We start from the raw sequence: 17,844 nt of genomic DNA, 5'->3' as shown, positions 1-17,844 counted from the left end.
CAGCAGGAGGCACCGCATGGCAGACGCAGCCATTCACGGGCACGATCATCACGACGAACGCGGGTTCTTTACCCGCTGGTTCATGTCCACAAACCACAAAGATATCGGTATTCTGTACCTTATCGTGTCGGCTTTCGCCGGTTTCATCTCGGTTGCATTTACCGTTTATATGCGCCTTGAATTGATGAGCCCCGGTGTTCAATTCATGTGTCAGGAAGGCGCGCGTCTGATCGCATCGTCTGACGTATGTACCCCCAACGGGCACCTCTGGAACGTGCTGATCACCGGCCACGGCATCCTGATGATGTTCTTTGTGGTGATTCCCGCCCTGTTCGGCGGGTTTGGCAACTATTTCATGCCGTTGCAGATTGGCGCGCCGGATATGGCGTTCCCGCGGATGAACAACCTGTCGTTCTGGATGTATGTCGCCGGTACAACATTGGCCGTCTGTTCGGTTCTGGCCCCTTCCGAGGGCGGGCAGCACGGGGCTGGTGTGGGCTGGGTTCTGTATCCGCCCCTGTCAGTGCGCGAAGGCGGCATGGCGATGGACCTTGCGATTTTCGCGGTTCACGTCTCGGGTGCCTCGTCCATTCTGGGCGCGATCAACATGATCACCACCTTCCTGAACATGCGTGCCCCTGGCATGACCCTGTTCAAGGTGCCGCTGTTCTCGTGGTCGATTTTTGTCACCAGCTGGCTGATCCTGCTGTCGCTGCCGGTTCTGGCGGGCGCAATCACCATGCTGCTGATGGACCGCAACTTCGGCTTTACCTTCTTTGATCCTGCCGGCGGCGGTGATCCGGTCCTGTACCAGCACATCTTGTGGTTCTTTGGTCACCCCGAAGTTTACATCGTGATCCTGCCGGGCTTTGGCATTATCAGCCACGTCATCGCCACCTTCTCGCGCAAGCCGATCTTCGGCTACCTGCCGATGGTCTGGGCGCTAATCGCCATTGGTGTGCTGGGCTTTGTCGTGTGGGCGCACCACATGTACACGGTCGGCATGTCGCTGAACCAGCAGTCTTACTTTATGCTTGCGACGATGGTCATCGCGGTCCCCACAGGGGTCAAGGTGTTCTCGTGGATCGCGACCATGTGGATGGGCTCGATCGAGTTCAAGACACCGATGCTCTGGGCCTTTGGCTTTCTGGTTCTGTTCACCGTGGGCGGCGTCACCGGCATCGTCCTCAGCCAGGCCGCAGTCGACCGCGCCTATCATGACACATACTATGTTGTGGCACACTTCCACTACGTGATGTCGCTGGGTGCCGTGTTTGCCATCTTTGCGGGGGTCTACTTCTACTTCCCAAAAATGACCGGCCGCATGTACCCCGAGTGGGCGGGCAAGCTGCACTTCTGGATGATGTTCATCGGTGCGAACATCACCTTCTTCCCGCAGCACTTCTTGGGTCGTCAGGGTATGCCACGTCGCTACATCGACTACCCCGAGGCATTCTCCACATGGAACTATGTTTCGAGCTGGGGTGCGTTCCTGTCCTTTGCGTCGTTCATCTTCTTCTTCGGCATCGTGATCTATTCACTGCTGAAAGGTGCCCGCGTCACAGAAGCGAACCCGTGGAACGAATATGCGGACACGCTGGAATGGACACTGCCCAGCCCGCCACCCGAGCACACGTTCGAAATCCTGCCCAAGCAGGAAGAGTGGGACCACCAGCGCCACTAAGCGCCGGACCATTTAAACCAAAAAGAAGGGCTCCGACGGCGGTCGGGGCCCTTTTTCTATGCCTTGCGCTACGCACCTGACCACCGTCACCTCCATCCCCGACACAAAACAGCGTGTCGCATTGCCGCGCCGCTTAGCGGTGCTATCCTTTTGCGCAGACACAATCACCAAAGCACCCGCCATGCCCTACAACTGGACAACTGCCCCCACGGCCCCGATCCAAGAACTGCACCTATGGCCACATCAGTCGCTGCCCGCACGCGGGATGGCGGCCTTTGTGCTGACCACCTTTACGCTGTTGCTGATTCCAACCCTGCCGCTGCTGGGTACGCGGCTGCTTTGGTGGCTGCTGCCGTTCATCTTGCTGGCTGTCTGGGGCGTCTATTTTGCGCTTCAGCACAATTACCGCACCCGCCAGATCACCGAAGTGCTGACCCTGTCAGGTGACACAGCACGGCTGATCCGCACCAACCCGAAGGGCGATACGCAAGCATGGGAATGCAACCGGTACTGGACCCAAGTCACCAAATACGAAAAAGACGGTCCGGTACCCCATTACGTCACGCTCAAAGGGATGGGCCGAGAGGTGGAGATCGGCGCATTTTTGTCCGAGGACGAGCGCATCGCCCTGTACGACGAGCTGAACCGCGCCTTGCGGCGTTAGCTTGCTATTAGAGGGTGCTGCCGCCCCGGACAGGGCGGCAAATCAAGTATTTCCGAAAAGCGCTGCGAACGGCGCGGGCGCGTCAGGAGCTCAGACGGTCCTTGACCATCAACCCGACACTGCCAAAGTCCATTTGGCCGGTGTATTTGGCTTTCAGCACAGCCATCACCTTGCCCATGTCGCGGATGCTGTCGGCACCCACCTCGGCCACAGCTGCATCGACGGCAGCGGCACTTTTCTCTTCGCTCAACTGCTGGGGCAGGAACTCTTCGATGATCTTGACCTCAGAGCGTTCCCGCTCGGCCAGATCCAGACGCCCGCCCTCTTCATAAGCGCGCGCGCTTTCCTGCCGTTGTTTGACCATGCGGCTCAGGATCGCCAGAAGGGCGGCATCGTCCACACCGTCCTCGGCGCCTGCGGCGCGGACATCAATGTCTTTGTCCTTGAACGCCGCATTGATCAGCCGCAGTGTCGAAAGCCGGTCGGTGGCTTTTTCCTTCATCGCCCGCTTTAGCGCAGTCGAAATCCGGGTTCGCATATCCATAAGTGTGTCCCATCCCCATGGGTTGTTGATAAGTTTGTGACATTACCGAAACGCCAGCCAAGCCGCAACTGTTGCCTCTGCAACTAAGCTGTTGATATTTATAGACTTCGCAAATTAGCACCCGCCCTTGACCCTGCCTGTTGCAATGACTAGTTTCGCGCGACTTTGTCCGCATCCCTGTACACATGAGGCCGCCCATGTCCGCGCACGCTCCCACGCACCCGACCGCCTGTCTTGCCCTAGCCGATGGCACGCTTTTTTACGGGGTGGGTTTTGGCGCCACCGGCCAAACCGAAGCTGAACTGTGCTTTAACACAGCGATGACCGGCTATCAGGAGATCATGACCGACCCGTCCTATGCAGGGCAAATCGTGACCTTTACCTTCCCGCATATCGGCAACACGGGCATCACGCCCGAAGACGATGAAAATGCCGACCCGGTGGCGGCTGGCATGGTGGTGAAATGGATGCCGACCGAGCCATCGAACTGGCGCAGCGCGGGCACATTGGGCGACTGGCTGTCGGCACGTGGACGTATCGCGATTGGCGGCGTCGATACCCGCCGTCTGACCCGTGCGATCCGCCACGCAGGTGCGCCGCATGTGGCGCTGGTCCACAACCCAGATGGCATCTTCGACACAGAAAAACTGGTTGCTGCCGCGCGCGGTTTTGCGGGGTTGAACGGTGTTGATCTGGCCAAAGATGTCACCTGTGCACAGTCCTACCAATGGAACGAAATGCGGTGGGCATGGCCCGAAGGCTACAAGCCGCAAAAAGACCCTAAATACAAAGTGGTGGCCGTCGATTATGGCGCCAAGCGCAATATCCTGCGCTGTCTGGCTTCGGCCGGTTGCGACGTGACCGTGCTGCCCGCCAGCGCCACAACCGAGGATGTGTTGTCACACAATCCCGATGGTGTGTTCCTATCCAACGGACCGGGCGATCCGGCAGCCACCGGCGTCTATGCAGTGCCGATGATCAAGGGTATTCTGGACCAGACCGACCTGCCCGTTTTTGGCATCTGTCTGGGCCACCAGATGCTGGCGCTGGCGCTTGGCGCACAGACAGTCAAGATGAGCCACGGTCACCACGGCGCCAACCATCCGGTGAAGGATCACGAGACCGGCAAGGTCGAGATCACTTCGATGAACCACGGCTTTGCCGTCGACGGGCAGAGTCTGCCCAAAGGCGTGATCGAAACCCACACCTCGCTTTTTGACGGGTCGAACTGCGGCATCCGCATCGACGGGCGTCCGGTCTATTCGGTACAGCATCACCCCGAAGCCAGCCCCGGCCCGCAAGACAGCTTTTACCTGTTCGAGCGTTTCGCCGAGGCAATGGCCGAACGCGCCCGCTAAAAGCCGTTCGCCTGCACCTGGGTGAAATAGGGCGATTCCGTTAAGTGGGACACCCGACATTAATACGCTCTTAACCATCCTTGGCCCAAGGTGACATTTGTCATCTACGCTGAGGCCCTCCATGAGCGATCAAAGGCTGCGACTTGTCGAACCTCAAGGGGTGCCCGATCTGCGGGCCGGTGTCCCTTTGGGTCGTCAGCTGGTCAATGCGGAGCTAATTTCAGAATCAGAATTGTTGAACGCCCTTGACCTGCAACGGCGCGTCGATGCGCAACTGGGCGATATTCTTGTGGCCGAGGGCGTTTTGCAGCCCACCGATCTGCTGGCGACGTTGGCCCACCAGTACAACGCGCAGATGATCGACCTGAACGCCAGCCCGCCGCACCCGAAACTGGCTGCTGCCTTGCCGCCTGCCCTGTGCCTGAAACATCAGGTGGTGCCATGGATGCGCGTGGGAAACACCCTGCTGGTGGCCACCGCACGCCCCGATCTTTTTGCAAACCTTCAATGCTGCATGGGCATGCAAGGGCACGCCATGCTGCCGGTGGTCACCGACGCAGGCGCCATCCGCGTCCAGATCAACCGGCTTTACAGCGCCGAACTGGCGCACGTTGCAATCACCCGCGTCGCCAGCGTTGAAAGCTGCCGCAACTGGGGCGGGGGCAATGCGCTGTGGCTGTGGTTGGCAGGCTTTGCGCTGACTGCCTGCCTGCTTTTGTCCCCCGCGTGGACAGTGACGGTGGCCTGCCTGTGGGCGGCGCTGACATTGATGATGACAACCGCAATGAAAGGTGCGGCATTTGTCGCGCAGATCGTGGGGGGCCTGCACGGCCACCTGTCGGCCCCACCCCCTGTGCCACCGCCCTTTCGCCTGCCACGGGTGTCGGTGATGGTGCCGCTGCTGCACGAAAAAGAGATTGCCAACGCGCTGATCAAACGGCTGGAGCGGCTGACCTATCCCAAGTCCCTGCTCGAAGTCGTTCTGGTACTGGAAGCCAGCGACATCGTCACCCGCGACACCATCGCGCGCACCGAATTGCCGCCCTGGATCAGCGTCATCGAGGTGCCGGACGCCGATTGCCTGACCACCAAACCACGGGCGCTGAACTATGCGCTGGATTTCTGCAAAGGGTCCATCATCGGGGTATGGGACGCCGAAGACGCGCCCGAACCGGACCAGATCGAAAAAGTGGTGCTGCGGTTCCGCACCGCGCCGCCCGACGTCGCCTGCCTGCAGGGGATTCTGGATTATTACAATCCGCGCACCAACTGGATGTCACGCTGTTTCACCATCGAATATGCGACGTGGTGGCGGCTGATCCTGCCCGGTATCGCGCGGCTGGGGCTGGTGCTCCCGCTGGGCGGGACAACGCTGTTTTTCCGCCGCGACATTCTGGAGCGTCTGGGCGGCTGGGATGCGCACAACGTCACCGAAGACGCCGATCTGGGCGTGCGGCTGGCACGCCACGGCTATCGTACCGAACTGCTGCCCACGGCCACCCATGAAGAGGCCAACTGCCGCCCGTGGCGCTGGGTGCGGCAACGTTCGCGCTGGCTCAAGGGGTTCATGATAACCTATTTCGTGCACATGCGTCACCCGCGCCAGTTGCTGCGCGAACTGGGCTGGAAGCGCGTTGCAGGCTTGCAGGTGATCTTTCTGGCCACCTTTTCGCAATTCGCGGCGGCACCGCTGTTGTGGTCGTTCTGGCTGATCCCGCTGGGTTTACCGCATCCGGTCCAGACGACACTGGGCACGCAGGCGGTGTGGGCAATGACCGCGCTTTTTGTCGTCTCGGAACTGCTAAGCCTGACGCTGGGGCTTGCGGCGGTGTCGGGCCGTGCACACCGGCATTTGCTGCCTTGGGTGCCCACAATGCCGTTCTATTTCCCTCTGGGCGCGCTGGCCGCCTACAAAGCCTTGTACGAAATGATCGCACAGCCGTTCTTTTGGGACAAAACCCAGCACGGATATGCCGAGGCAACCGAAAACGTCTGACAGCGTGATCGCGCTTCAGCCGTCTTCCTCGCGCTGTGCCGCGTCCAGCTTCAACCGCGTCATGAACGCAACCGAGATATGTTCGCGCAACGCCGCCCCCGCCGCTGCGCCATCACCCGCCTCGATGGCCCGCACAATGGCGTCGTGTTCCTGCTGGGCAATCTCAGCGCGCCCGTCTGCCGCCAGCGTTGTCGTTGCCATCAGCGCCATGCTGCGATGCACCAGATCCAGTTGCTGTACCAGATATCGGTTGTGCGAGGCCAAATGGATCTGCTTATGAAACCGCCGGTTCGCGCGCGCCATCGCCGCCGGATCGTTCAGTAGTTTGTTGTCCGCCTCGACCATCTCGCGCAAAACGCGCACTTCTTCGGCTGTGGCGTGACGTGCCGCGAGGTTGGCGGCCAACCCCTCAAGCTCGCCGCGCACGACGTAAAGTTCGGCCATCTGGTTGTGATCCAGCGACGCCACGATCAGGCTCCGCCCGTCTCGCGCCAACAGCGATTGCGTCTCAAGCCGTTGCAACGCTTCGCGGATCGGGGTGCGCGACATGCCGAACCGGTCCGCCAGTTCGCTTTCCACCAACCGGTCACCGGGACGGTATTGCCCCATGTCGATCGCTTCGAGGATCATCGAATAGGCATCTGTGTTCACTGGCTTCATCCCGCACTCCGGCCTTGGGCAATCTTGCGCGCACCCTAAGGGCGCGGGGCGCGGATGTGCAAGCCTTGGCGCTTGCATGCCGCGCCGCGCGGGCCTACCACGGGGCCATGCCACACACCGATTTCTCTCATGTTACGTCTTGGGTCTTTGACCTCGACAATACGCTCTATCACCCCTCTGCGCGCCTTTTCGACCAGATCGAAGTGCGCATGACCACCTATGTTATGGACGCCCTCGGCGTGGACCGCACCGAGGCCGACCGCCTGCGCGTGCATTATTGGCGCACCCACGGCACCACGCTGGCGGGTCTGATGCGCGAACATGGCGTTGATCCCGCCCCCTATCTGACAGTTGTGCATGACATCGACCTGACCCATCTGACGGCGGATGCGGTCCTTGCCGCACGGTTGCGCGCCCTGCCCGGACGGCGCATCGTCTATACCAACGGGTGCGGCCCTTATGCCGAACGGGTGCTGGCCGCGCGCGGGCTGGCGGGGTGCTTTGATGCTATTTATGGCGTCGAGCACGCCAATTTCTTGCCCAAACCCGACCGCGCCGCCTTTGAGACCATCTTTGCCGCTGACGGGCTGCGCCCCGATGTGGCCGCGATGTTCGAGGATGACACCCGCAATCTGGCGGCCCCCCACGCGATGGGGATGCGCACCGTACATGTCGCAGACGCGCCCGCCCCTGCGGATCACATCCACCACCACACCGACGATCTGTCGGGGTTTCTGGCACGACTGGTAGGATAGGACTCTTTGCCGCCTTTCCCCCGCCGCGCATCGCATTAGAGTTTGATCCATGATTGAAACCGATATCCTGATTTCCGGCGGCGGTGTCGCGGGGCTGACTGCAGCGGCGGCCTTTGGCACTGCTGGCTTTGACGTGATCTGCGTCGATCCCGCCCCCCCAGTGACCGAGCGCGAGGCCGCTGGTGCCGACATGCGCACCACGGCCATGTTGCAACCCGCCCGCGAGGTGTTGAAAACCGCAGGTCTGTGGACACAGCTGGAACCCTACGCCGCACCGCTCAAGATCATGCGCATCGTCGATGCAGGCGGCGAAGAAGGCACCCCGCGTCTAACCCGTGATTTCCGTGCTGCAGACATTTCCGATCTGCCCTTCGGCTGGAACCTGCCCAACTGGCGGCTGCGGCGCGAAATGGTGACACGGCTGGACGAATTGCCCAACGTCGATTTCCGCCCCGGCACCGGCACCGACAGCCTGTTTACCCGCACGGCCGAGGCACGGGTGGGGCTGAGCGATGGCACAAAAGTGCGCGCCAAGCTGGTGATCGCCGCCGACGGGCGCAATTCACCGATGCGACAGGCAGCGGGAATTTCCGTAAAAACAACGCGCTACGGGCAAAAGGCGCTGGCCTTTGCCGTGACCCATCCGATCCCGCATGACAATGTCTCGACCGAGGTGCACCGCACCGGCGGGCCATTCACGCTGGTGCCGCTGCCCGATCACGAGGGGCTGCCCTGTTCTGCCGTGGTCTGGATGGATGACGGGCCCGTGACTCAGGCCCGTCTGACAATGGACGCCACCGCCTTCGAGGCCGAGATGTCCACCCGCAGTTGCCATCTGTTCGGCCCGCTTACGCTGGCGTCGCGCCGCACGATCTGGCCGATCATCAGCCAGCACGCCGAACGCCTTAGCGGCCAGCGTATCGCGCTGATGGCCGAAGCGGCCCATGTGGTGCCACCCATCGGCGCGCAGGGCCTGAACATGAGCCTGTCCGATCTGTCGACCCTGCTTGAGCTGGCGTTGGCGCGGCATGAACACTTGGGCGACGCGCAGATGCTGGACGCCTATCACGATGCCCGCATTCGCGACATACGCGTGCGGGTGGCAGGCATTGACGCGCTGAACCGCGCCTCACAGGTCAGCACGCCCGTGCTGCGGGATGCGCGGGCGTTGGGGTTGAATGCGCTCTATGCGCTGGCACCGGTGCGCAAGACGCTAATGCAGATGGGGCTTGGGGTCCGCTGACTTCGGCTTACAGCACCTTGTCCAGCGCGGTTTCCAGACGGGCCAGCGTGGCGTCAACGTCATAAAGTTTGTCCAACCCGAACAGCCCCAACCGGAAGGTCGAGAAATCAGCAGGTTCGTCGCATTGCAGCGGCACACCGGCTGCAATCTGCATCCCTTCGGCGGCAAACTTCTTGCCGTTCTGAATCTGCGGATCGGCCGTATAGGACACCACCACACCCGGCGCGCCAAAGCCTTCGGCCGCCACCGATGTCACGCCACGGTCAGCCAGCATTTTGCGAACCGCATCGCCCAACTGCCACTGCGCCTCTTTCAGGCGGCCAAAACCGTAGTCGCGGGTTTCCACCATCGTGTCGCGAAAGGCACGCAGCGCATCCGTGGGCATCGTCGCGTGATAGGCATGGCCACCGTTTTCATAGGCCTGCATGATCTGGTGCCACTTCTTCAGGTCGATGGCAAAGCTGTCGGATGTGGTCTGGTCCATCCGCGCCTGCGCACGGTCGGACATCATCACCAGACCCGCCGAAGGCGACGCGCTCCAACCCTTTTGCGGAGCGGACAGCAGCACATCGACACCCAGCTTGCGCATGTCGACCCAAGCACAGCCCGATGCGATACAGTCCAGCACCATCAACGCACCAACCTCGTGGGCGGCCGTGGCCATCGCGGCCACATAATCATCAGGCAAAATCACACCGGCACTGGTTTCGACATGTGGAGCAAAGACGATCCCGGGCTTGCTTTCACGGATTGCGGCCACGACCTCTTCAATCGGCGCGGGGGCAAAGGGTGACGGGGACGCGTTGCCGGTCTGGCGCGCCTTCAGCACAGTGGCATCGCCAGTTAGGTCACCGCTTTCGATGATCTGGCTCCAGCGGTAGCTGAACCAGCCGTTACGCACGACCAGCACCCGCGATCCACGGGCGAACTGCCGCGCCACGGCCTCCATCCCGTAGGTGCCCCCGCCGGGAATGATTGCCACCGCGTCGGCGCCGTAGACCTCTTTGAGCATGGCCGAGATGTCTTTCATCACCTTTTGAAAGGCGGCGGACATGTGGTTCAGCGAGCGGTCGGTGAAGACCACCGAAAATTCATCCATCCCTTGCGGGTCAACGGTATCAAGCAATGCCATGATCGGCCTCCTTCAGTCTGACGTTGCCCGACACCTAAGCCGACCCTGCGGCAAATGCCAAGTCAGCTGATCGGGCCAGTCAACCGCTCTTCGCTGAGCAGCACATTGGCCTCGACATCGCCCGCCCCCGGCAAGGTCATGATCCTGCGCCGCAGCACCCGTTCGAAATCGGACAGATCACGCGCCACGACGCGCAGGCGGTAATCATAAAGCCCCAGCACATGTTCCACCGTCTGCACCTCGGGGATTGCGGTCACCGCGCGCTCAAAATCTTCCAGACTGACGCGCCCCTTGGTCGCCAGCTTCACCCCCAGAAACACCGTCACGCCAAAGCCCACGGCCTCGGCGTCGATCTGCAAGCGGTGTCCGGCGATCACGCCGCTCTCCTTCAGCCGTTTGATCCGCCGCCATGTGGCAGGTTGCGACAGGCCCAGATCGCGCCCCAGTGCGCCGGCACTTTGCGTGGCGTCCAGCACCAGCGCGCGCAGCAGGGCGCGGTCGATATCGTCCAACTCCATCATATCGGCAACCGCTCGTCTGATTTAATCCGCGCCACATGCATCAGCGGCTCGATGTCCGCGATATGCGGCAATGTCAGAACCCGCGTACGATAGACACGCTGGTAATGCCCCATATCCTGCGCGATCACCGACAGGCGCACATCGACACGGCCCAGAAATGTCTGGATTTCGACCACCTCTGGCACATCGTGTGCGGCCTTAAGAAACTCGTCAAAGGCCACCGCAACGGTTTTGTCCAGCGTAACCCGCAGCGACACTTCGACAGAATAGCCCAATGCCTGCCAGTCGATCACCGCGCGCACGCCTTTGACAGCGCCGGTGTCCATCATCCGCATCTGCCGCCGCTGCACCCGCGCGGGCGTCATGCCGCAGCGCTCGGCCAGTTCGGCGGGTGTCAGCGTCGGATCGGCCTGCCATTGGCGCAGAATGCGTCTGTCCAGATCATCAAGCATGAATTTTCTGCCTTTAGTCAATCAGGCGAATGATTCACCTTTCATCTTGCCAAATAAACTTAAAATTCAACGCTGACCATCCCTGAAACCACGCCTAAGGTGCAGGCCAGAGACATATGGAAGGATAACACCATGCGCGTTTATTATGACCGCGATTGCGACGTCAACCTGATCAAAGACAAGAAAGTGGCCATTCTGGGCTACGGCTCGCAGGGTCACGCCCACGCGCTGAACCTGCGCGACAGTGGTGCCAAGAACCTTGTCGTTGCCCTGCGCGAAGGCTCGCCCTCGATCGCCAAAGCCGAAGGCGAAGGCCTGAAAACAATGGGCATCGCAGAGGCAGCCGCTTGGGCCGATCTGATCATGTTCACAATGCCCGACGAACTTCAGGCCGATACGTACAAGAAATACGTTCACGACAACATCCGTGAAGGTGCAGCCATTGCATTCGCGCACGGTCTGAACGTGCACTTCGGCCTGATCGAACCCAAAGAAGGCATCGACGTCATCATGATGGCCCCCAAAGGCCCCGGTCACACCGTACGCGGCGAATACACCAAAGGCGGCGGCGTTCCCTGTCTGGTTGCTGTCGACCGTGACGCATCGGGCAAGGCGCTGGAAATCGGCTTGTCCTATTGCTCTGCCATCGGTGGCGGCCGTTCGGGCATCATCGAAACCAACTTCCGCGAAGAATGCGAAACCGACCTGTTCGGTGAACAGGCCGTTCTGTGTGGCGGTCTGGTCGAACTGATCCGCATGGGCTTTGAAACACTGGTCGAAGCCGGTTACGCACCGGAAATGGCCTATTTCGAATGCCTGCACGAAGTGAAACTGATCGTCGACCTGATCTATGAAGGCGGCATCGCCAACATGAACTACTCGATCTCGAACACAGCCGAGTATGGCGAATATGTTTCGGGCCCGCGCATCCTGCCCTACGACGAGACAAAGGCACGGATGAAAGCGGTTCTGACCGACATTCAAACCGGCAAGTTCGTGCGCGACTTCATGGCGGAAAACCAAGTGGGCCAGCCGTTCTTCAAAGGCACCCGTCGCATCAACGACGAACACCAGATCGAAGCCACAGGCGAGAAACTGCGCGGCATGATGCCGTGGATTTCAGCTGGTAAAATGGTCGACAAAGCCAAGAACTAAGCCGGTTCCAACTTTGCACAAACCAAAGCCCCGGCCTTTGCGCCGGGGCTTTTCGTTCGGCACCCCTTTTCGAAACACGCAGGCAGACCAGAATGACGCAAACACCCGAGATCACTGGTAAAAGCTGGGCGATGGTCGCAATCCTTGCGTTCACATGGGGTGGTACGTTCCTTGTGACCGAGCTTGCCCTGACAGGCATCACGCCATTCTGGCTGGCAGCGGGCCGCATCGGCTTTGCCGCTGCGCTGATGCTGGTGATCTGGCTGGCGATGGGCGGGCGGCTGTTCAGCGATGCACCTTGCCGCAGGACATGGGGTGCGATGGCGGCAATCGGTGCGTTCAGTTCGGCCATTCCGTTCATGTTGCTGGCATGGGGGCAGCAGTATGTGACATCCGGATTTGCCGGTGTGTCGATGGCTTCGGTTGCGCTGACCGTTTTGCCGTTGGCGCATTTTCTGGTCCCCGGCGAGCGGTTGACATGGCGACGCACGGCCGGCTTTCTGATCGGTTTTGCCGGTGTCTGCGTGCTGATCGGTGGCCGCGCCTTTGAAAGCACCGGCGCGGGGCTGGAAACGGCGGGACGCGTGGCCTGTATTTCGGCGGCCTGTTGTTATGGCATCTCGTCGGTGTTGATGCGACGTCTGCCAAAAGTTGACCCCATCGGGTTAAGCACGGTGCTGTTGCTGATCGCCGCGGTCATCGTCGTGCCCGCCGCGTTGATCGTCGAAGGGCTGCCGCCGCTTCCTTCAGCGCAGACTTTATTGATCATCGCTTTTTTGGGGTTGGTCCCCACCGCTGCAGCAAACTTTCTACGAGTCACGGTGATCCGCACGGCGGGGCCGGTGTTCATGTCATTGACGAACTATCAGGTGCCGATCTGGTCGGTTCTGATGGGCATCTTGCTGTTGGGCGAACCCGCGCCACCCTCGCTGTTGCTGGCGCTGGTTCTGATTTTGGCGGGCGTGGGACTTAGCCAATATGGTGCGCTTCGCCGCATGTTTGCACGAAACCGCGCCCCTCAGTAACGGCCAAGATCCATCTTGGTCTTGGCCAGCACCTTGCCTTGGGCGTTGATCGCCTTGACCTCGGCCTGATACTGGTTGCCCTTGCCGCCTGAACAGGGGGGCAGATAGCCCGCAGACGCATATTCACCGCTACCACGCGCCTTTTTGATCACGCGTACACCGCTGGGCAACTTTGCGCTTAACCCCGGAACAGCGGGAAACTTGCCCGCGTTGCCCGTAACCGGATAGCCCAGCGTGCCGTGGCCGCCCTTGGTCGACAGCGGGCGATAGCTTTTGTCATTATACTCCACCACCAGCATCACAGCGCCATCGGGAATGCCTGTAACCTGAAAGGGCGGGGTTTTGCCCGTGCCCCCGTTCAGGGTGCATTGCTGGCCGGATGGCACGGTCTTTCCGTCCCACGGCGCACTGACGTGAGCACGCATTTCAGCACTGGCAAGGCCAGCAGACAAGACGATGACGGGCAACGAGAGAAAAAAGGGGTTCATTGGAAATGCTCCGAAAGGGTTTAGACCGCAAACTTTGCGCATCTGCCCTTTTGGATCAAGTGATGACAGCCGTCTCAACCGCGTCCACCACCGCGTTAACCGCATCTTCCAACACCTGCGCATCTTCGCTTTCTGCCATGACACGGATAAGCGGCTCGGTCCCCGAGGTCCGGATCAGCAGGCGGCCATTGCCGCGCAACTGCGCTTCGGCGTCAGCGATAGCGGCCTTTACAGATGCGGCCTCTAGCGGGGCCTGCCCTTCGGCGTAACGCACGTTTTTCAGCAGTTGCGGCACCGGTTTGAAATTGTTCAACAGCACGCTTGCGGGCTCTTCCGAGCGGACCATTTCCGCCAGAAATTGCAGCCCTGCCATCAGACCGTCACCGGTGGTCGAATGGTCGGTCATGACAATATGACCCGATTGTTCGCCACCCAGATTAAAGCCGCCCGCGCGCATCCGTTCCACCACATAGCGATCGCCCACGTTCGTGCGTTCCAACCGCAGACCGCGCCCCTCAAGAAAGCGTTCCAGTCCCAGATTTGACATCACAGTTGCAACCAGAGCGTTGCCCTTCAGCTTGCCCTCGTCGGCCCAGCGGGCAGCCATCAATGCCATGAACTGGTCACCGTCTCCCACCTTGCCGTTTTCGTCGATCAGGATCACCCGATCGGCGTCACCGTCCAGACAAATCCCCACATCTGCGCCATGCGCCACCACCGCTTCGGCAGCGGTTTCTGGATGGGTCGACCCGCAGCCCTGATTGATATTGTAGCCATTGGGGCTGACGCCGACGGGGATCACGGTGGCACCCAGTTCCCACAAAGCTTCCGGCGCGACGCGATGGGCGGCACCGTTGGCGCAATCCACGACCACTTTCAGCCCGTCCAGACGCATCTGGCGCGGGAACGATGATTTGATCCGCTCGATATACCGGAACCGCCCGTCGTCGATCCGTTTGGCGCGGCCTATCTGGCCTGCGTCAATCAGCTCGACTCCGCCGCGCACCAGCGCTTCGATCTCGGCTTCGGCGGCGTCGGACAGTTTGAACCCGTCAGGGCCAAAGAACTTGATGCCATTATCCTCTGCCGGATTGTGGCTGGCCGAAATCATAACGCCCAGATCGGCACGCATGGACCGCGTCAGCAGGCCGACGGCAGGTGTCGGCACCGGCCCCAGCAGCAGCACGTTCATGCCCATCGACGTCAAACCCGCCGTCAGCGCATTTTCAAACATATACCCAGACAGGCGCGTGTCCTTGCCGATCACCACGCGGTGCACACCGCTGTCATCGGGTTTGAAATAACGCCCGACCGCCGCGCCAATGCGCAGAGCGGTTTCGGCAGTCATGTTGCCGGTGTTCGCGGTGCCGCGAATGCCGTCCGTTCCAAAGAGTTTTTTCATGAGGTCTGATGTGCCACAGAGGCGCGCCAGAGGGCAATGGCCTGCGTGTGCATCCCGACATCATGGGCGCGGATCAGCTGAACCCCCTGCCCCAGCGCCGCCAGCGCCACGCCGACCGAGCCTGGGTCGCGCTTGGCCGCATCCGGCTCGTGGCCCAGCGTGCCGATAAACCGCTTGCGTGAAACACCCAGCAGGACCGGCACACCCAATGCGTGAAACAGCGACAGACGGTTCAGCAGCGCAAGGTTGTGCTCCCGCGTCTTGCCAAAGCCGATGCCGGGGTCAGCAATGATGCGATCGCGTGCGATGCCTTGGGCCGATAGGTCAATGATGCGGGCTTCGAGAAAGTCGTACACGTCCAGCAGCACATCGTCATAGTGCGGATCGTGGTGCATGGTCGCCGGATCGCCCTGCGCGTGCATCACGCATACCGGCGCGCCACGAAAGGCACAAAGCGGCGCAAGTGCCGCGTCAAAGGTAAAGCCCGCCACATCGTTCACCACATCCGCACCGGCATCAAGCGCTGCCGCCGCAACGCCAGCCTTGCGGGTGTCGATGGACACGGGCGTGCTGATGCCTGCGGCGCGGATGGCGGTGATGGCGGGAGCGGTGCGGTCGATTTCGTCTTGCGGATCGATGGTTTCAGCCCCGGGTCGAGTGGATTCGCCGCCCACGTCGATGATCGCGGCGCCGTCCTGCACCATTTGCACGGCATGGGCCGTCGCGGCCTCTCCTGCGTGCTGGCCACCGTCGGAAAAGCTGTCAGGGGTGACATTGAGGATACCCATGACGTGCGGTGCGTCCCACGCAAGCCCCGCAATCTGGGCGCGTGGCGCAGTCAGCGCACCCAGATCGCCATCGGCTTGGTCCGCAGGGATCACCACCGGCGCACGTCCGCGCTCCAACACCTCGACATGGGTGAACCAGCCCCAGCCACCGGCCAAGGTCAGAGCACTATCGGGCAGTGCGGGCCCGACCTGCACCAAAGGCCGGAAATACTGCGTCACAGCGTTGCGTCCGCCACCGAAACCGCGCGCAGCGGCACAGAGGCGTCGGCAGGCAAATCTGCACCGATGACCAGCAGTTCGGTCGCGTGATAGGTCGAAGCAAACCATGCCGCCAGCGCCACCGCATCACCGGGCTGAACCGAGGGGCCTGCAACCGCGTCAAGCACGATCTTAGACGGGGCCCAGACACAGCTTTGGCCGTTTTTCATTGCCCAATCCAGTTCTGTATGGGTCTCGACCACCACACAGCGGTCGTCGCGGGCGGCCAGAACCCATGCGTTTTGTTCAATGGCCAACAGGTCGATCCGGCGCTGGGTCCAGCGGTGCCCGGTCTGCGGCGCAGGCACATCCGAGGGGCCGACACAAAAGATCAGCGGGCGGCCTGCGGCCTGCAACTGGTCGATCCACCCCGTCAGATGCGCCGACGCAATGGCCGCGTTCCCCAAAAACACCAGTTCGGGGTGCAACGTGTCTTCATCCTCGTCCGGTTGCGTGGCATCATCGGCACGGGTGCGCACGATCTCGACGCCCAAGGCGCCCGGCCCGCGGTCCAGTTTTTCGATGCGTACAAAGGCGCGCACCGCTTGCGGTTCGACCAAGATACGGTCGGCCACCCGTTCGGCCAGTGTTTCCAGCAGGTTCAACCGTTCGTCCGCCAGTTCGTGGGCGATCGCTTCGGTCACTTTGTCATAGCTCAGGATTCTGTCCACATCGTCGTCGATGGGGCCGGTCAGCGGCTGCACCTCGACCACGATATTGAAATTGATGCGCTGGGTCTTGCCGCGCTCGGCCTGAAAGGCACCGATTTCCACATCGACTGCGTAGTCGCGCACCGATATCCGGTCCAGCGGCGTACCGTCATCTGTGGCCGCCGATCGTTCCGACGGGTGCGCAAAGGCAAGGTGAATTTCAGAGGCCATAAAGATGCGTCCCAAGAGCAGTTGGTTGCCCTTCTAACGCCCCCGCCTCTGAAACGACAGCCTCAAAGGCGTCACCCTGACCGTCAAAGGCGGCGCGCAGTCAGTTGGACGCGGTGCGATATGTGTCGCGGTAGAACAAATGCACGCCGATGCGCGCGGTCTGGGTATACACCTTGCTCCAGCGCGGATTCACTGCAGTCGTGTGATAATGTGTTGCACCCGATGTCAGCTTGGGCGCGGTGCCGTCCAGCGCGGCACGGGCAACCTTGGCCACACGGTTGAACGCGGCTGGTTCGCTGACCTTCTCGGCATGGCCGTCACAGGTATAGGTGAACTGGCACTGGTAGCGTTTGCCGGTGCCCTGATTGATCACACCGCATACCGATCCGGGAAAGCGGCCCGACTTGACGCGGTTAATAATCACTTCGGCCACGGCAAACTGCCCTTTGACCGTTTCGCCGCGCGCTTCGAAATACAGCGCCTCGGCCAAGCAGCGCCATTCGTCGCCGCCCTGCGCCTTGGGCTGGTGATCCAGCCATGTGCGGGTGAATTGAAGACCTTTGTGGGTGACGGTGGGGGGCGAAATCATCGCTTGCAGCCGGTCCTGAGACAAAGACTTCAGCCCCTGTCGTTCGGTCTTGAGCAGTGTCAGAGCCTCTTTTTCAGAGGCGAGAACAGGAACAGTACACAGACCAAAGGCCAGTGTGAGGCAAAGCAGCAAAAATTTCATTAGACCCATCGCGAGCAGTTTCAATTCGGGTCGTCTAACGAAAAAAGCCCCGATAATCCACCTCACCTGCTTTTTTGTCGCAGGCAAGCCACAGGCGGTACCGCATTT

The 17,844-nt window shown here is 61.1% G+C and carries 18 protein-coding genes; 8 read left to right on the top strand and 10 right to left on the bottom strand.

The window, feature by feature from the left end; all coding sequences use genetic code 11:
- Positions 1 to 16: 16 nt before the first annotated feature.
- Both ctaD and SULPSESMR1_RS04330 read left to right on the top strand, forming a co-directional pair.
- Positions 17 to 1,684 (top strand): cytochrome c oxidase subunit I, encoded by a 1,668-nt coding sequence (gene ctaD, locus SULPSESMR1_RS04335; protein WP_089419714.1) that lies wholly within the window; start codon positions 17 to 19, stop codon positions 1,682 to 1,684.
- A gap of 181 nt (positions 1,685 to 1,865) precedes the next feature.
- Complete coding sequence (locus tag SULPSESMR1_RS04330; protein WP_089422140.1) at positions 1,866 to 2,348, top strand: DUF2244 domain-containing protein; 483 nt, start codon at positions 1,866 to 1,868, stop codon at positions 2,346 to 2,348.
- Positions 2,349 to 2,430: 82 nt separating this feature from the next.
- On the opposite strand, the gene SULPSESMR1_RS04325 is transcribed toward SULPSESMR1_RS04330, so the two are convergent.
- Entirely contained in the window at positions 2,431 to 2,892 is a 462-nt protein-coding gene (locus SULPSESMR1_RS04325) for a GatB/YqeY domain-containing protein (protein ID WP_089419713.1), read from the bottom strand.
- Between the two features lie 197 nt (positions 2,893 to 3,089).
- Between SULPSESMR1_RS04325 and carA the strand changes: the two genes are divergently transcribed.
- Positions 3,090 to 4,250 (top strand): glutamine-hydrolyzing carbamoyl-phosphate synthase small subunit, encoded by a 1,161-nt coding sequence (gene carA / locus SULPSESMR1_RS04320; protein WP_089419712.1) that lies wholly within the window; start codon positions 3,090 to 3,092, stop codon positions 4,248 to 4,250.
- Positions 4,251 to 4,371: 121 nt separating this feature from the next.
- Positions 4,372 to 6,246 (top strand): glycosyltransferase family 2 protein, encoded by a 1,875-nt coding sequence (locus SULPSESMR1_RS04315; protein ID WP_089419711.1) that lies wholly within the window; start codon positions 4,372 to 4,374, stop codon positions 6,244 to 6,246.
- Between the two features lie 15 nt (positions 6,247 to 6,261).
- On the opposite strand, the gene SULPSESMR1_RS04310 is transcribed toward SULPSESMR1_RS04315, so the two are convergent.
- Positions 6,262 to 6,906 (bottom strand): GntR family transcriptional regulator, encoded by a 645-nt coding sequence (locus tag SULPSESMR1_RS04310; protein ID WP_089419710.1) that lies wholly within the window; start codon positions 6,904 to 6,906, stop codon positions 6,262 to 6,264.
- A 107-nt stretch (positions 6,907 to 7,013) separates the two neighbouring features.
- Between SULPSESMR1_RS04310 and SULPSESMR1_RS04305 the strand changes: the two genes are divergently transcribed.
- Positions 7,014 to 7,661: a pyrimidine 5'-nucleotidase gene (locus tag SULPSESMR1_RS04305; RefSeq protein ID WP_089422139.1), complete on the top strand. Its 648-nt coding sequence runs from the start codon at positions 7,014 to 7,016 to the stop codon at positions 7,659 to 7,661.
- Between the two features lie 49 nt (positions 7,662 to 7,710).
- A complete protein-coding gene (locus SULPSESMR1_RS04300) occupies positions 7,711 to 8,904 on the top strand; it encodes a UbiH/UbiF family hydroxylase (protein ID WP_089419709.1) in 1,194 nt (397 codons plus the stop codon).
- A 7-nt stretch (positions 8,905 to 8,911) separates the two neighbouring features.
- Here the strand turns inward: SULPSESMR1_RS04300 and SULPSESMR1_RS04295 are convergent, their stop codons facing one another.
- The 3 genes from SULPSESMR1_RS04295 to SULPSESMR1_RS04285 all read right to left on the bottom strand — a co-directional run bounded on the left by SULPSESMR1_RS04295 (position 8,912) and on the right by SULPSESMR1_RS04285 (position 11,009).
- Positions 8,912 to 10,036: an aminotransferase class V-fold PLP-dependent enzyme gene (locus SULPSESMR1_RS04295; protein ID WP_089419708.1), complete on the bottom strand. Its 1,125-nt coding sequence runs from the start codon at positions 10,034 to 10,036 to the stop codon at positions 8,912 to 8,914.
- A gap of 62 nt (positions 10,037 to 10,098) precedes the next feature.
- Positions 10,099 to 10,557 (bottom strand): Lrp/AsnC family transcriptional regulator, encoded by a 459-nt coding sequence (locus tag SULPSESMR1_RS04290; protein WP_089419707.1) that lies wholly within the window; start codon positions 10,555 to 10,557, stop codon positions 10,099 to 10,101.
- A complete protein-coding gene (locus SULPSESMR1_RS04285) occupies positions 10,554 to 11,009 on the bottom strand; it encodes an Lrp/AsnC family transcriptional regulator (RefSeq protein ID WP_089419706.1) in 456 nt (151 codons plus the stop codon). The genes SULPSESMR1_RS04290 and SULPSESMR1_RS04285 overlap by 4 nt, the downstream gene beginning before the upstream one ends.
- Positions 11,010 to 11,141: 132 nt before the next feature.
- Here SULPSESMR1_RS04285 and ilvC point away from each other — a divergent pair, with 132 nt between their 5' ends.
- A complete protein-coding gene (gene ilvC, locus SULPSESMR1_RS04280; protein WP_089419705.1) occupies positions 11,142 to 12,164 on the top strand; it encodes a ketol-acid reductoisomerase in 1,023 nt (340 codons plus the stop codon).
- Positions 12,165 to 12,256: 92 nt separating this feature from the next.
- Positions 12,257 to 13,189, top strand: coding sequence for a DMT family transporter (locus tag SULPSESMR1_RS04275; protein WP_089419704.1), 933 nt, complete (start codon positions 12,257 to 12,259; stop codon positions 13,187 to 13,189).
- Here the strand turns inward: SULPSESMR1_RS04275 and SULPSESMR1_RS04270 are convergent.
- The 5 genes from SULPSESMR1_RS04270 to SULPSESMR1_RS04250 form a co-directional block, all read right to left on the bottom strand.
- Positions 13,183 to 13,677, bottom strand: a complete 495-nt coding sequence (locus SULPSESMR1_RS04270; RefSeq protein WP_240311270.1) for a hypothetical protein — start codon at positions 13,675 to 13,677, stop codon at positions 13,183 to 13,185. The genes SULPSESMR1_RS04275 and SULPSESMR1_RS04270 overlap by 7 nt on opposite strands.
- A 55-nt stretch (positions 13,678 to 13,732) precedes the next feature.
- Positions 13,733 to 15,079 (bottom strand): phosphoglucosamine mutase, encoded by a 1,347-nt coding sequence (gene glmM, locus SULPSESMR1_RS04265; protein WP_089419703.1) that lies wholly within the window; start codon positions 15,077 to 15,079, stop codon positions 13,733 to 13,735.
- A complete protein-coding gene (gene folP / locus SULPSESMR1_RS04260; RefSeq protein ID WP_089419702.1) occupies positions 15,076 to 16,086 on the bottom strand; it encodes a dihydropteroate synthase in 1,011 nt (336 codons plus the stop codon). Before folP ends, glmM begins: the two co-directional genes overlap by 4 nt.
- Positions 16,083 to 17,006, bottom strand: a complete 924-nt coding sequence (locus SULPSESMR1_RS04255) for a dihydroneopterin aldolase (RefSeq protein WP_089419701.1) — start codon at positions 17,004 to 17,006, stop codon at positions 16,083 to 16,085. The genes folP and SULPSESMR1_RS04255 overlap by 4 nt, the downstream gene beginning before the upstream one ends.
- A 100-nt stretch (positions 17,007 to 17,106) precedes the next feature.
- A complete protein-coding gene (locus SULPSESMR1_RS04250) occupies positions 17,107 to 17,736 on the bottom strand; it encodes a cell wall hydrolase (RefSeq protein ID WP_089419700.1) in 630 nt (209 codons plus the stop codon).
- Between the last annotated feature and the right edge of the window lie 108 nt (positions 17,737 to 17,844).

The sequence above is a fragment of the Pseudosulfitobacter pseudonitzschiae genome, assembly GCF_002222635.1.
Classification (GTDB): domain Bacteria; phylum Pseudomonadota; class Alphaproteobacteria; order Rhodobacterales; family Rhodobacteraceae; genus Pseudosulfitobacter; species Pseudosulfitobacter pseudonitzschiae_A.
Note: the sequence above shows the minus strand (reverse complement) of the source record. Positions and strands in the feature narration are given on the sequence as shown.

Coding starts and splice junctions, on each gene's coding strand:
- ctaD (WP_089419714.1), top strand. CDS start 17: ATGGCAGACGCAGCCATTCACGGGCACGATCATCACGACGAACGCGGG.
- SULPSESMR1_RS04330 (WP_089422140.1), top strand. CDS start 1,866: ATGCCCTACAACTGGACAACTGCCCCCACGGCCCCGATCCAAGAACTG.
- SULPSESMR1_RS04325 (WP_089419713.1), bottom strand. CDS start 2,892: ATGGATATGCGAACCCGGATTTCGACTGCGCTAAAGCGGGCGATGAAG.
- carA (WP_089419712.1), top strand. CDS start 3,090: ATGTCCGCGCACGCTCCCACGCACCCGACCGCCTGTCTTGCCCTAGCC.
- SULPSESMR1_RS04315 (WP_089419711.1), top strand. CDS start 4,372: ATGAGCGATCAAAGGCTGCGACTTGTCGAACCTCAAGGGGTGCCCGAT.
- SULPSESMR1_RS04310 (WP_089419710.1), bottom strand. CDS start 6,906: ATGAAGCCAGTGAACACAGATGCCTATTCGATGATCCTCGAAGCGATC.
- SULPSESMR1_RS04305 (WP_089422139.1), top strand. CDS start 7,014: ATGCCACACACCGATTTCTCTCATGTTACGTCTTGGGTCTTTGACCTC.
- SULPSESMR1_RS04300 (WP_089419709.1), top strand. CDS start 7,711: ATGATTGAAACCGATATCCTGATTTCCGGCGGCGGTGTCGCGGGGCTG.
- SULPSESMR1_RS04295 (WP_089419708.1), bottom strand. CDS start 10,036: ATGGCATTGCTTGATACCGTTGACCCGCAAGGGATGGATGAATTTTCG.
- SULPSESMR1_RS04290 (WP_089419707.1), bottom strand. CDS start 10,557: ATGATGGAGTTGGACGATATCGACCGCGCCCTGCTGCGCGCGCTGGTG.
- SULPSESMR1_RS04285 (WP_089419706.1), bottom strand. CDS start 11,009: ATGCTTGATGATCTGGACAGACGCATTCTGCGCCAATGGCAGGCCGAT.
- ilvC (WP_089419705.1), top strand. CDS start 11,142: ATGCGCGTTTATTATGACCGCGATTGCGACGTCAACCTGATCAAAGAC.
- SULPSESMR1_RS04275 (WP_089419704.1), top strand. CDS start 12,257: ATGACGCAAACACCCGAGATCACTGGTAAAAGCTGGGCGATGGTCGCA.
- SULPSESMR1_RS04270 (WP_240311270.1), bottom strand. CDS start 13,677: ATGAACCCCTTTTTTCTCTCGTTGCCCGTCATCGTCTTGTCTGCTGGC.
- glmM (WP_089419703.1), bottom strand. CDS start 15,079: ATGAAAAAACTCTTTGGAACGGACGGCATTCGCGGCACCGCGAACACC.
- SULPSESMR1_RS04255 (WP_089419701.1), bottom strand. CDS start 17,006: ATGGCCTCTGAAATTCACCTTGCCTTTGCGCACCCGTCGGAACGATCG.
- SULPSESMR1_RS04250 (WP_089419700.1), bottom strand. CDS start 17,736: ATGAAATTTTTGCTGCTTTGCCTCACACTGGCCTTTGGTCTGTGTACT.